The organism is Pedobacter sp. MC2016-14, from assembly GCF_020991475.1.
Lineage (GTDB): Bacteria > Bacteroidota > Bacteroidia > Sphingobacteriales > Sphingobacteriaceae > Pedobacter.
Map to the genome: position 1 here is coordinate 83,940 of NZ_JAJMPA010000002.1, position 14,647 is coordinate 98,586.

Sequence of the window (14,647 nt, forward strand, 5' to 3'; positions counted from 1 at the left end):
GTTATTTTCCCTCTAATTCCATAATTTCAGAAGCCAGATCTTCCCAAATGCGTTGCGTGGCATCCAGAAGGTTCTTTACCGATTGGTACTTTTTGTTCACTTCTGTCAGCTTGCTTTGGTCACTAAAAACAATTGCAAGTTCGGCTTCTACTGCTTTAACATGGTTTTCAAGATCTGCAATTTCTTTTTCTGTTTTTTGCAATTGGTCGTTTAATTTCTTCAACTGCTGCTGACTATTTGCAGTGGCCGGTTTCTCTGCTGCGGGTTTAGGCTTTTCATCTTTACTTTTATCAGCCTTAACCGGTATGCTGGTAGGCGCAGCAGCAATTCTTTTGCTGTTCCATTCTTCATACTCGGCGTAAGTACCCGGATATTCTTTAATATCCTTGTCTTCAATAAACCAGATTTTGTTGGCTACATTGTCTAAAAAGTACCTATCGTGAGATACAGCAATAAAAGTACCTTCATACTGTGTAAGTGCCTGGATCAATATATTTACAGACTGTATGTCAAGGTGGTTGGTAGGTTCATCTAGGATCAGGAAGTTAGAGTCTGTTGTAAGTGATTTTGCCAAAGCAACCCTGGACTTTTCACCTCCTGAGAGCACCCTGATTTTTTTAAATACATCATCGCCGGTAAAAAGAAAACAACCTAAAATCCCTCTCAGTTCAGTGTCTGAATGTTTAGGTGCAAATGCCTGCAGTTCTTCCAGGATGGTGTTTTCCAGGTGAAGGGATTCCAGCTGATGCTGTGCAAAAAAGGTAGTTGTTACATTATGGCCGGTTTCGCAAATGCCGTCAAAGCCTTCCGCACCGGCTATAATCCGCAATAAGGTGGATTTACCCTTACCATTGGCGCCAATTAAGGCAATTTTATCCCCCTTTTCTATCAAACCATCTGCATTTTCCAGAATATGGATATTAGGATAGCTTTTATTGGCGTTCTCAATTTTAATAACGTGACGCCCTGAGGGTTTAGAAAACTTAAATTTAAAGTTAACAGTAGGATTGTCATCATCAACATCTTCTACACGTTCCAGTTTATCCAGTGCTTTCATTCTGGACTGTGCCATTTTAGCTTTAGAAGCTTTAGCTTTGAAACGTTCAATTAAACGCTCTTCTTGTTTAATTTTAGCCTGCTGATTTTTAAATTCACCTTTTTGAATTTCTCCTCTCAGAGATTTTTCTTCCAGGTAAAATGTATAGTTACCAGAGTAAGGGGTCAGTTTTCCTTTACGGGACTCAACAATTTTGTTTACCACCTTATCCAGGAAGTATCTATCGTGAGATACAATGACGATGGCACCTTCAAAACTCATTAAATAAGTCTCCAGCCATTTAATGGAAGGTAAGTCCATGTGGTTGGTCGGCTCATCCAGTAGTAGGATATCGGGAGTTTGTAAAAGGATTTTAGCCAGCATTACCCGCATTCTCCAGCCTCCGGAAAAGGTATTCAAAGGACGGTGCTGATCTTGGGTACTAAAACCTAAACCCGCAAGAATTTCATTTGCACGGTACTCAATACTGTAGCCGTCTAATGCTTCAAATTCCTGCTGTTTATCACTCAATTTATATAAAACCTCTTCGCTATAATCGGTTTCAATTTTTTTAAGAAGAATTTCAATTTCATCATGCAGTTGGTTTTGGCGCTCAAAAGCCTCCATTGCAACGTGTAAAATGCTATGATGTGAGTCGTAAGAAAGTAAATCCTGGTTCAGGTAACCAATCTTTAAATCCTTTGACATAGATATAGAACCCGAAGAGGGACTATACTCGCCAACAATTATTTTTAATAGTGTAGATTTACCTGTTCCGTTGGCGCCAATTAGCCCAACTCTATCGCCTGGCTTAATGTGCCAGTCTGCCTCATCATATAATGCCCTGGAACCAATCAGGAAAGTTAAGTCGTTTATTGAAATCATGTTGCTGCAAAAATACGGTTTTTAAGGCGCAGTTTCTTCCAGTTTTCCTTCTTTATTTCGCTTTAGCTTTACAATAGGTTTTTCCTGAGTGCCTGTAATGCTCAATGGAATACCCAATATACCAAAAGGAGGCAGGCCCAGTCTGCCTTTAAGGTTTAGCTTGCCAGTTAAACTCACCTGGCCTTCAAAGCGGGGCCTGAAACCTGCAATACGAAGTTTGGTCTGCTCGATAGTCAGGATGTTATTTTTTAAGGTCGATTTAATTTGTACATCAGAAAGATCAGGGTTATTTAAGCTGTCCCGTTTGGTTGCCTTGCTTAGGGCATTCATCATTTTAAAGCCCATTAAGCTCACTTTTTTTAATGAAAGTACACCGCCCCCTTTTAACGACGGTAGTACTGGCGACATTTCTCCATCCAGTTTTCCCGCCATCTGGTAGTCCAGGCCAACTATGCCTTTTACTTTTGACGCAGAGGTGGCCATTTCCCTAAATAAAGGAACTTCTTTATAGGCACGTGCAATGTCAAACTCCTTTGCCAAAACTTTAAAATCAAAGTCTGCTTTTTGCGGATTAATGCTCTGGTAGCTGGCGTCCATAGCTACTTTTGCCCCGGCAAGATTAAAACTCGTTTTTTTGAGCGAAAGTATGCCCTTATTGACCACCATTGATCCTTGTCCATTTCTGATGTCCAGACCATTGTATAAAATATGAGCTGCATTAGCGTGCAGCGTTACATTGAGGTTGTCTGGTATTAAAATTACGCCGCTGTTGCTCGTTGTCGCGGTTGAATTGTCTTGATCTGTAGCAGCATACACCATAAATTCATCAGCCGCAATTTTATCACTTTCCAATTTAAATGTCCCGGTAAGTTTAGCTTTATCATTGAGTGCATAGTTAATCACATTACGTAAAGCACCATTCAATTTAAAATCAGAAGATCCATATGTAGCCTTAAACTCCTCAAAATTCATTTTGTCCTGAACAAAAGAGAATATACCATTCTTAATCAGAAAAGATTTAGGGAAGAGGTCTGACTGCAGGTTAAGATTTTGGATGCTCATTTTTCCGCTATTATTCAGCTTGCTGTAACGCTGTTTCAAAACATCACTTTGCAGCCCTTTAAAATCAACATCAGCCATAATCAGGCCGTTTACCTGGTAGCCTTTTACGGCAAAAAACTTGTACATTTTTCCTACATCAATGGTGCCTTTTGAGCTTACATGATAGGCAATGTTTTCAAAATTGTTTACATCTGCTTTTAGTAAAAATGATTGCCCGGCCATAGTAAAGGATATGGGTTTAATGTTTAATCCGGTGTTTTTCAATGTGGCGTCCCGGTTTACGAGATGAGCGTCAATCTGGATGTGTTCCAGCGCTTCATTAAAATAAGGTGTTTTAATTCTCCCTTCGCTAAGTTTTACCGTTGCCTGGGTAACAGGAAATAACTTTTTAGTTTTATCATATGGCCCCTTACTCTGTATAGCTAAGTTCATGATGCCGCTTAATTCCAGTCCCTTTATAGGATAAATGTTTTTTACATCTGCAAAATTTAGGGCTGCTTTCAATTGCACGTCAAGCGGTGTGTGATTACTAGTGTGGAGGACCAGGTGCCCCTTAAGGAAATTTCGCATCGAAACAATGTCAATGTCTCGCATTATTAGACTGGTGTTTTTGTAGTTCCCGTCAGTGTTTGAACCCTTGATCGCAAAATTAATCTTGTCTACAGCTGCCGGCAGTGCGGCAAATTTGAAATAGCCATTTTTTAAGGTAGAGGATAGCGAGAAGACAGGTATCGTTGCAATTACCGTGTCTACCTTTCTCAAACCGCTTTTTACAACGTTTTTACTGTACTTTCCGTTTGCAGAAAGATGAAGTAGAAAACGGCCTTTCAGCTGCAGGCTGTCCATATTAACTACTTTCGCCCATTTTTCAAGGTCAATATCGGCCCGCGTATTGGTATAAATTTCAGGTTCTTTTAATCCCTTAATTTTGGTTACAGAAGCCACAAAATCTTTACCGATATTAAAGTAAAGGCTATCCATATTAAAATATAAACTATCTGGATTTAAACCCGGCAATTTGGTTTGCAGGTTCAAAAACAGATTACTGATGGGTTCAGGAGCATTTGGATTTGAAATAGAGCCATCTCTTACTTTCATGTTAAAGGTAAGATTGGGCATGGTATTGGTTTTAGCAATGTACTGGCCTTTCAATGCAGCATTAATTTCGGCGTAGCCTTTAATTTTAGTCTTCTTTAAACGGTCGGCAATTTCTGCGGGTAAAGCTGTAAATATGTTTTGCAGGTCAGTTTCTTTAGCGTCGGTTTTAAAATCCATGTCATAACCATCTTTGATGAAAGAAAAGCGACCTACAAAGCGAATGGGCAATGAATTAATGACTAAATTATTGTCGTCAAAAACCAAATCAAGTGAATTTGTATTCACTTTTGTAATCAGTTTTGCATCTAGTTTTTTATTTAACAGATAAGGCGTATTTGCATAATAAAGGTCCATAGCTCCAATAGAGAGCTTACTTTTAAGGTCAAAAATGGCCTTGCTAAAATCACCTTTACCGGTATAATTTAGGTTTTTACTCCGCAGCAGCATCGGCATGGACTTGTCATTGTAAGTTAGGTTGCTATGCTGTATAAAAATCCCCTCAATTTTTATTGCGGTATTTGAAGTATCATTGCTAGTTGCGGTTGGTGCTTTGCTTTCATACACATTGTAATTTGCACGTCCCTGTTCATCTACCAGGACATTAATATTGGCCTCGTCCAGGTAAAATTCATCTACCTTAACCTGATTGCCTAATAACGACAGCAGGTTAATACCCAAAGAAAGTTTTTTAGTTGAAATTAAGGTGTCTTTTTCAAATGGTGCAGCACCCTTAAGTACAAAACTATCCAGGTTTAACGTTAGCGAAGGGAAGTGGCTAAAGAAAGATAAGCTTACATTTTTAAACTTTACTTCCCCCTTAATATTTTTGTTGATGACTTGTGTAATTTGATAGGATATTGTAGAAGGGATAAGATATGGGATAATAAAAAGAAACGCAAATATGGCAATGATGCTTATAAGCAGTATTTTGACGAATTTTTTCAAGATGCTAATGACTTATTAGATGTTTAAACACAAATATAGATTTTTAAATGATGATCAAAATAATAAAATCGTTCCTATCTTCGCTGTATGTACCGTTTAATGAAACCCCTGTTCTTCCAGGCTGATCCTGAGAAAGTCCATCATTTTGTTGTTAAAAACCTCAAGTGGTTTAACGATCATTTTCCGCTGGGTAAAGCAATTCTTCGCAGTAGTTTTGATATTAATGTTAAAGGACTGGAGCGTGAGGTTTTTGGGATTAAATTTAGAAATCCAGTAGGACTTGCTGCCGGCTTTGACAAAAATGGAGAATATATTGAAGCCCTAAGTAATCTGGGCTTCGGTTTTATAGAAGTAGGTACGGTAACTCCATTGCCGCAACCGGGAAATGACTTGCCTAGAATGTTTAGGCTTCCTGCAGATGCTGCCTTAATTAACAGGATGGGATTTAACAATAAAGGTGTAGATACGCTGGCAGAACGCCTGCGTCTCTTAAAGCAAAAGGCTCCTGAAATTGTGGTGGGTGGAAACATAGGTAAGAATAAGAATACACCGAATGAAGAAGCTGTAAACGATTATATCAAATGTTTTGACCGCCTGCATGAGGTTGTAGACTATTTTGTAGTCAATGTAAGTTCGCCAAATACACCTGGACTACGTGAACTTCAGGAAAAAGAACCCTTAAAACAACTTTTAAATAAATTACAAGAACGTAACTTGCTCAATACGGTTCAGCGCCCTATTTTACTTAAAATAGCGCCGGATTTGACGAATGAACAACTGGATGATATTATAGCGATTGTAAAAGAAACAGGCATTGCCGGTGTTATCGCTACCAATACAACTATAGATAGAACTGGCTTATACAGTACAGGGCCGCAAGTTAAAGAAGCAGGCGGCTTAAGCGGTAAACCTTTAACAAAAAGATCAACAGAAGTGATCCGTTATCTTGCTGAAAAATCTGGCAGGGCCTTTCCAATTATTGGGGTAGGGGGCATTCATTCTCCTGAAGATGCCAAAGAAAAAATAGCAGCCGGGGCAGCTTTGGTTCAGCTATATACAGGTTTTATTTATGAAGGGCCTGGAATTGTAAAAAGGATTTGTAAAGCTTTGCTATAATTACTTTTGGTGTACAGCTATAAAGCGGGCAAGCGGCGCCATTCTTGCTCTAAATAAATTTAAGGTATCACCTTTTATGGCAAAACTATCTGTATGTGTCAAAGCATCAAGCATGGCGTTTTCAGTTTCCATGCCATTACAAGCCATTTTTGTAGATATAATTTGTGAAAAAGAAATCCTGCCCGGCTCTTTTAAAACATAGGGGCCAGATAAATTATTGCAACCACCACTCCCGGTTAGTCTTTTGAGTTCATCATTTAGCTGAATGTGTGGTTCCTTATTATTTACACTGCCAATTGGTTGGCCAGCTACTTCTACCAGTTTCCAGTATGTCCCCGTTAAATTAGCATGCTCTTTAGGTAAATCAGCAGCTTTGCGCTTTACACTACAATTTGAAAATAGAAATAAAATTATGATTGCTATTGATCCTTTTAGGGTTAGTTTCATCTGTATATTTTGGTTTTAATGTGTTAAAGCGATCACAGATTTCATCTGTTCTCGAGATGTAAATATGTGGTTTAACATTAGTTTTACAGCAAATACTTTGCCATTCGGATCATTGCACCAATTGCCACTAATTTACTGCAATAGTGAAAGTATACTTATTCAATAGATTATTTACTAAATTAAGTCTATTAATTTGGTAGACTATATTTATTCTAATATATTTACCCCGTCAAATAATTAGATATGGAAACAACCTTTACTCACAATTACGCTAACAGTTTATATGCAGCCAGCCACCTTTTGTCTACAATTCCCCATTGTTGCGGCAGCTGTATGCGCTAACTAAAAAAGGGAGTACAACTAAGTAATCTCCCTTCAAAATTCAATAAAAGAGACAGGCTCGATTGGCGTTGACACCTGTCTTCATTCATCTTTAACTCTTGTAAATTTATGCAAAACAATGCACATTTCAAACGTGCGTTTTCTACCTGGGCTTTTTTCAAAAAATCGTTCTCTGTAGGATTCGTACTGCTCTTCATTTCTTTCCATGCAGATGCCCAGACTCCGTTAATTAATGCAAATATTAGCGGAACAGTGCTGGATGCCCAAACCAAAGAACCCTTACCGCGTGCAGTAGTACAGCTTGAAGGAGTTACCCATAACGTATTAACAGATGACAACGGCAAGTTTAAATTTGTTACGGGGCAAAAATTACCCGCGGTTCTAATTGTCAGTTATATCGGTTACAGCAAGCAACGTGTAACCGTAAATAATTCTCCGGTAGAAATTCTGCTTCAGCCGGATGTAAGACAAATGAACGATGTAGTTATTACCGGGTATTCCAGCCAGAGCAGACAAATCTATACCGGTTCAGCATCGCAAATCAAATCTACTGTACTGGACAACCGTCCCGCTCAAAGTTTCGATCAGTTGTTGAGTGGCCAGTCTGCTGGTTTAAACATTGTACAGCCCTCTGGCGCTTTAAACAGCACTCCGGTATTCCGGATTCGAGGTATCAATTCCATCACATCTTCTGTTTATCCATTGTTTATTGTAGATGGGGTAACTGTTTTTACGGGTTCTGGTGGCGATGCTATTGGCAATAACCCATTATCGGATATCAATCCTGCAGATATTGAAACGATAGATGTTTTAAAAGATGCTTCGGCTACAGCAATTTATGGCTCCCGGGCGGCCAATGGCGTGGTCATTATTACTACAAAAAAGGGAAAACGAGGAGCAGTTAAGGTAGAATATGGCGGCTGGGCCAGCTTCAATAGCCCTTACAATTTACCAAAGCTTTTAAATGCGGAACAATACGTAGCCATAAAGAATGAAGCCCGTGTAAATGCGGGTTTGAGTCCTGGATTTGTACTTGGTAAAAATGCCGATGGCAGTAACGTAGAAACGAACTGGTATGATGTTGCTTACCATACTGCAGTTTCGCAAAACCACAACCTAAGCATTTCTGGTGCTACAGAATTGACCAACTATTTTTTGGGTTTAAATTATACGGATCAGAACGGAATCATCAGGACAAATTCATTTCAAAGAAAGGGTATCAGGCTTAACCTGGAACACCATATCAATAAATTTATCATTGTTGGAACTAACGCTGCTTATAACAATTCTTTAAACAGTGGTCCAAACAGTGGCGCAACGGGACCAAATTCTATCACCTCCTCTTCCGGCAATAGCGTCAATACCCAATACATCGGGCTGCAGCCTCTTGGAAGGCTAACCTACATTTTGCCCCCTAATGTAAACGTGTATAATCCCGACGGATCTTACAACATTAATACTGCAAATGGAAACATAGGTTATGGGCCAAACAGTTCTGCCCTGGGTGTTTTTAATGCTTATAACCTGCAAACTATTTTAGATCTGGACAAAAATACCTCAGAGAGCAATACATTTATTGGAAGTGTTTTCGGTGAAATCTCATTGCTGGATAACTTAAAGTTTAAAACCCTTTACGGCCTTAACAATTTAAATGTAGAAAATCTTTCTTTCAGAAGTCCGCTTAGTGGTGATGGCTTTTCTACAAATGGATCTGCGGCAAACAACATCACTAAGTATGTACGTTCTAACTGGACAAATACGCTTACCTGGGCAACATCTATTTTAGAAAACCACAACTTTAAGGTCCTACTGGGACATGAGATTATCAATACAAAAATCAATGGATGGGGCGCCACCAGAACAGGTTTATCTGATCCGTTTTTTACAAGTTATCAGGGTGGCTTTACCAATATTGTACCTTCAGGAAACATACAGACTGAAAACGCGATCCTGTCTTATTTTAGTAATTTCAATTACGATTATAAGCGGAGGTATCTGCTCAGTTTAAATTACAGGCGTGATGGCTTGTCGGCACTTGCGTCTGGAAACAAATGGGGCAATTTTGGTGGCGGATCTGTGGGCTGGAACGTATCAGAAGAAGCTTTCTATAAGCAACTGTCTTTAGCTAAAACTGTTAATGCCCTAAAATTACGCTTAAGTTATGGAGTTGTTGGAAACAGTAGCCTGGACGATTTTGCTTCCTTAACCCAATACGGTTCTGGTACCTATGCTGGTACGCCAACACTCAATTTTACCCAGGCAGGTAATTCTGCTCTTCAATGGGAATCAAGCAAAAAACTGGATTATGGTTTGGAATTCTCCCTGTTTGATAGCCGCATTAATATTACCGCAGATTACTACAAAAATGATATCGACGGTTTAATTTTAAGCGCCCCACAATCTGCTTCACAGGGTATTCCAGGAAATTCTATCATCGCCAATGTTGGCTCATTATACAATAAGGGCTTCGAATTTGGCATTAATGCACATGTACTAAGTACAGAAGGTTTTAAATGGACGGCAGATTTTAATATCTCAACGCTTCAAAATAAAGTGACGTCGTTGGGGCAGGGTGGTGATATCTATCCAAGTTCCCTCAGCACTTTTGGAATTCAAAATGTAACCCGGGTGGGCTATTCTGTGGGCTCTATTTTTGCAGTCCCTGCAGATGGGGTCAATCCGTCTAATGGAAATAAAATTTACATTAATAAAAACAATGAGCGGGTACAGTACAATGCCGTTAATAAGAGTTTCAGTTACCTGGACGGCTCATCAGCACCAATTATCGATAATTATGCAGATGGTAGAATACAAGGACCTTCGTTACCTACTTATTATGGTGGTTTAAATAATTACTTCTCTTATAAAGGCTTTGATTTCACCCTTGGTATCACTTTTTCTGGAGGCAACAAATTATACAATGGTACAAGGTCTACTATTTCAGACCAGCGTTATTTTAACAATGGCACTTTTATTCTTGATCGTTGGACCAGCCCCGGACAAGTTACAGACATCCCTAAATTGGTTTGGGGCGATAGCTTTACCGGAGGGTTCTCTTCATCAAACAGCTCAAATGTAGAAAAGGGTGATTATGTAAAACTCAAAAACATCAGTATCGGTTATAGGCTTACACTGCCAAAAGAGGGGATAGGCCAATATATCTCGTCAGCCAGAATCTATGGGCAGGCATCTAACTTATGGACTATTACCAGTTATACAGGATCTGATCCCGAAATTTCTATCAACGGAAATTCAATTAACTCTGGTAAAGACCAAAATGTGCCGGTAAATGCACGGGCCTTTACAATTGGTTTAAACCTGTCTTTTTAATCATACTGTTTAATTCATAGCATGAATATCATGAAATTTACAATACTTACTTCATTTATTAAGATACTGGCCGTTTTGGGCATTGTTGTCCTCCAGGTTTCCTGCCAAAAAGAAGCCTTAGAAGTTTCGCCGCTAACCAGTATTTCGGGAGATGATGCCTACAGCACTCCGGCAAAAATTACGGCACAAGTAAATGCTTTATACGGGCAATTGAGCGATGCAAGTTATTTTGGCGGCAGAAATATCATCTTTAACGAGCAGAGGGGGAATGAGTTTAGTCAAAACGATGGCAATAACTCCACAGGTGCAAACGTTTGGAACCAAACCATTTCTGCCTCCGGAGATTTTGTAAATGCCGTTTGGAACGCTGGATACCGAAGTATTAATTCTGCTAATATCTTAATTGATAGGCTAAACACTTCTACTGTAGTTTCTGATGCGGTAAAGAAAAACTATATCGCAGAGGCCAAATTTATCCGGGCTTTTAGTTACTTCGCCCTTGTACAAACTTATGCCAGACCTTTTAACCAAAATAGCAGTAGTTTGGCTTTGCCCTTACGGTTAACCGGCGAAACCGCTGGAGGAAATAATGATTTCGTTTTTAGTACGGTAGCACAGGTTTATACCCAGATCCTAAAAGATTTAAATGAGGCAGAAGCAGACCTGCCCGGATCATATGGAACAGCATTGTTAAATGTTTCCAGGGCACATAAGGCAACAGCAATCGCCCTAAAGACCAGGGTTTACCTGGTAAAGTCTGATTTTGATCAGGTCATCGTTGAAGCCGCTAAACTAGTTCCCGCCCTTGCGCCTTATCAATACAGTTCGGGAACGGTTACCCATAGCCTTGAACCAGATTTAACAAAGCTTTTTAATGGTACTTATACTGGTTCAGAGGCCATATTTACCATTCCATTTGTAATTGCAGCAGAGGCACCCGGACAACAAAGTGCATTGGCCTATAATTACTTATCTCCGGTTTTGTACCTGAATACAAGTGGGGGCATAATTGCAGATCCTGTATTTTCAACAACTTCTGTAGATCAGCGCAAGGCGCTGGTCCAAACCAATGCTGTTGGCCAGCAATTGTTGCGCAAATTTTCTAAGAATTCTGCCCCTCATCTTGATTATGTTCCCTTGATCCGTTATGCAGAGGTATTGCTGAACTATGCAGAGGCTGCAGCTCAAAAGGACCAGCCAGCAAAAGCTTTAACGCTATTGAGTGCTGTCAGAAACAGGTCTAACCCAACTTTTATATATACCACAGGGGTAACCCTTAAGGATGAGTTGCTGCAAACAATTTACAACGAACGCAGAATTGAATTGCTTGGAGAGGGATTCAGGACACCCGATCTTTTTAGGAGAAATCTTGCCCTGCCCGCTAAAAGTGGAAATGCAGGAACAGCACCGCAAATATTACCTACTGCAGCAAACTATGTTTGGCCGGTGCCAAGCGGAGAACTGGCCTATAATAAACTTGCACCGAGATAAATTTTTGAACCCTAAAATATTGATATGAAACCACTAAAAAAAATAAGCCTGCTCTCGTGCTTTCTTTTTGCGCTTGCGGTAAATGGTAAGGCACAAACTATTTATACCAACGGTAAAATTATTACGGTAGATGCTGCCAACACCATTGCAGAGGCAGTGGCCGTAAAAGACGGTAAAATCATTGCCGTAGGTACGCTAAAAGAAGTTGAAAAGGTTAAAGGTGCTGATGCCACCATCGTCGATTTGAAAGGGAAAACGCTTGTTCCGGGATTTATAGACGGGCATAGCCATTTCATGGGGCTAAGCAGGTCAGCGCTTGTCAATGTGGGCTCTCCTCCAATGGGCGAGGTTAAAAACATTGCTGAGCTGGTAGCCAGGATCCAGGCTTTTCAGCGGGAAAAGAAAATTCCTGCGGGGGAATGGATTGATGCTTATGGCTACGATCAGGACCAGCTGGAAGAAAAAAGACATCCGCGAAAGGAAGATCTGGATGCAGCCTTTCCAAATAATCCGGTTACCATTACCAATATCAATGGGCACATGTCTGTATCCAATTCCTATGCTTTGAAGGTTTCTGGCATTACCGCGAAAACAGAGAATCCTGCAGGGGGTGCTATTGAAAGGCAAAAGGGAAATAATGAACCTACAGGCTTATTGCAGGAAGGTGCAACAAGGTTGTTAAAACGTCCTGCAAAACCTGCGGCAACTTTTGAAGAGCAATTAAAAGATTTGAAGGAAAAACAGTTGTACTATGCCAGCAATGGTATCACTACGGCACAGGATGGCTATACTAGTTTTGAATCGTTAAGCCTGCTAAAGAAAGCAGCAGATAAAAAAGCATTATTTATTGATATAGAAGTTTTACCTGGGTACCCAACACTGGACAAGGTTATTGCAGATCCGGCCTACAAATTTGGCGTTTTAGAGAACCACCTAAAACTTGCCGGAACTAAACTTGTTGCTGATGGGTCACCCCAAGGTAAAACGGCTTTTTTTAGCAAATCTTACCTGGTAGAGGTACCTGGCTGTAACCATGATGAATGTACCGGCTTTCCCAATATCAACCAGCAACAATTTAACGATGCCATCCAAAAGGCGTTTAAAAATAACATCAGGCCTTTTGTGCACTGTAATGGTGACGCCACTATTGACATGTATTTGAAAGCGATTGAAACAGCTAATCATGACTTAAATACAAACAGTAATGGCCGGCGTCCGGTAACCATTCATTCGCAGTTTGTAAGGGCAGATCAATTAGACAGCTATAAGAAGCTGGGGATTATCGCCGCTATGTTTAGTAACCACGCTTATTTCTGGGGTGATGTACATACCCGGAATTTAGGTCCGGAGCGTGCAAATTTCTTAAGCCCGCTTAAAACAGCTATAAAAAAAGGAGTAGTTGCTACCAATCATACAGATTATCCGGTAACGCCAATAAATCAGATTTTCTTGTTGTGGACTTCTGTCGTTCGTGAATCGCGTTCGGGCAAGACCATTGGTGCTGATGAACGGCTAACTCCACTAGAAGGCTTACGTGCCATCACTATTAATGGCGCTTATGAATACCAGGAAGAGCAATCGAAGGGCTCAATTGAAAAAGGAAAGCTAGCAGATTTTGCCATTTTATCCGGTGACCTCACTACGGTTGATCCTTCAAAAATCAAAGATTTAGTAGTGTTAGAGACAATTAAAGAAGGTAAGACGATATATAAAAAGCAATAATGGGAGAAAAAAAGAAATGGGAAACGGCGGCTGTACGTACAGTAGATCGTCTTGCAGAGATTGGTTGGTTTGACGATGTGATTGGCGGCGATACTGAATATTTAGGCATTTTAGATCATACCCGTCGCAGCAGTTTTGAGCATTGTAAAGAGATTGCCCTGCAGGCAGAAGCTTCAGGATTTAAAAATATCCTGCTGCCAACGGCCTATACAGTTGGCCAGGAAGCCATCACCTTTGCCGCTGCAATTGCCCCTTTTACCAAAAAGATTAAATTGCTGGCAGCTATCCGTACTGGAGAGATCCATCCACCAACACTGGCCAGGGCACTTGCCAACATAGATCATCAACTTCAGGGGCGATTTGCCATTAACATTATCAATTCTGATTTGCCAGGGCTGCGGGAAAAACCCGAATTGCGCTATCAGCGGTGTATAGAAACTATTGAGATTTTAAAGCAGGCCTGGACAGCAGACCGGATTAAGTATAAAGGAGAGATTTATGATTTGGATCTTCCTTCCGACCCTGCAAAAACCTATCAACAGAATGGAGGACCATTGCTTTACTTTGGCGGAACCTCTGATGGATCAAGAGATGTATGTGCCCGGCATTGTGATGTGTTCTTAACCTGGCCAGAGCGGGAAGAAAGTTTATACGCCACCATTCAGGATATGACTGCCAGGGCTGCTGCGTATGGGCGCAAGATCGATTTTGGCCTTCGTATTCATGTGGTGGTGAGAGAAACTGAAGCGGAAGCTAGAGCCTACGCTAAAAAGCTGACTTCTAAATTAGATGAAAAAAAGGCTTTGGAAATCAGAAGCCGCGGAGAAGATTCCAGGTCATTGGGGGTATTGCGTCAGGACGAGCTTAGAAAAGAAGCTGACGAAGACGGTTACATAGAGCATTTGCTATGGACAGATATTGGAAAGGTATTTTCTGGTTGCGGTGGCGGACTGGTAGGCAGTCCGGAGCAAATTATCGAAAAAATTAACCGCTACATGGATATGGGGTTTCGGGCATTTATCTTTTCCGGATTTCCTTTGCAGCAGGAAGCAGCGTATTTTTCAAGACTTGTGCTGCCGCATTTGCCTAATGTTTCCTTATCAGAAGTGCAGGGCCGGATTCCGAAAAACACTCCGGTTACGCCATATACAACAGCAGATTTAACCTAGAAAT

Annotated in this window: 8 protein-coding genes; 5 read left to right on the top strand and 3 right to left on the bottom strand. The window is 40.5% G+C overall.

The genetic code is table 11. The features are described 5' to 3' along the window. Position 1: 1 nt before the first annotated feature. Positions 2-1,921, bottom strand: a complete 1,920-nt coding sequence (locus LPB86_RS12830) for an ABC-F family ATP-binding cassette domain-containing protein (protein ID WP_230644528.1) — start codon at positions 1,919-1,921, stop codon at positions 2-4. A gap of 21 nt (positions 1,922-1,942) precedes the next feature. Continuing rightward, on the bottom strand, positions 1,943-5,026 hold the full coding sequence (locus LPB86_RS12835; protein WP_230644530.1) for an AsmA family protein: 3,084 nt from the start codon (positions 5,024-5,026) through the stop codon (positions 1,943-1,945). A gap of 87 nt (positions 5,027-5,113) precedes the next feature. Between LPB86_RS12835 and LPB86_RS12840 the strand changes: the two genes are divergently transcribed. Then, on the top strand, positions 5,114-6,142 hold the full coding sequence (locus LPB86_RS12840) for a quinone-dependent dihydroorotate dehydrogenase (RefSeq protein ID WP_230644532.1): 1,029 nt from the start codon (positions 5,114-5,116) through the stop codon (positions 6,140-6,142). Here LPB86_RS12840 and LPB86_RS12845 read toward each other — a convergent pair whose 3' ends face one another. Then, complete coding sequence (locus LPB86_RS12845) at positions 6,143-6,589, bottom strand: META domain-containing protein (protein WP_230644534.1); 447 nt, start codon at positions 6,587-6,589, stop codon at positions 6,143-6,145. 450 nt (positions 6,590-7,039) lie between these two features. On the opposite strand from LPB86_RS12845, the gene LPB86_RS12850 reads away from it, so the two are divergent. Genes LPB86_RS12850 through LPB86_RS12865 form a run of 4 tightly spaced genes read left to right on the top strand, consistent with a single transcriptional unit; the run spans position 7,040 to position 14,643 of the window. Beyond that, on the top strand, positions 7,040-10,261 hold the full coding sequence (locus tag LPB86_RS12850; RefSeq protein ID WP_230644535.1) for a SusC/RagA family TonB-linked outer membrane protein: 3,222 nt from the start codon (positions 7,040-7,042) through the stop codon (positions 10,259-10,261). Between the two features lie 30 nt (positions 10,262-10,291). Then, positions 10,292-11,752, top strand: coding sequence for a RagB/SusD family nutrient uptake outer membrane protein (locus LPB86_RS12855; protein WP_230644537.1), 1,461 nt, complete (start codon positions 10,292-10,294; stop codon positions 11,750-11,752). A 24-nt stretch (positions 11,753-11,776) separates the two neighbouring features. After that, positions 11,777-13,474: an amidohydrolase gene (locus LPB86_RS12860; protein WP_230644539.1), complete on the top strand. Its 1,698-nt coding sequence runs from the start codon at positions 11,777-11,779 to the stop codon at positions 13,472-13,474. Continuing rightward, a complete protein-coding gene (locus tag LPB86_RS12865; protein WP_230644541.1) occupies positions 13,474-14,643 on the top strand; it encodes an LLM class flavin-dependent oxidoreductase in 1,170 nt (389 codons plus the stop codon). The genes LPB86_RS12860 and LPB86_RS12865 overlap by 1 nt, the downstream gene beginning before the upstream one ends. Positions 14,644-14,647 lie beyond the last annotated feature (4 nt).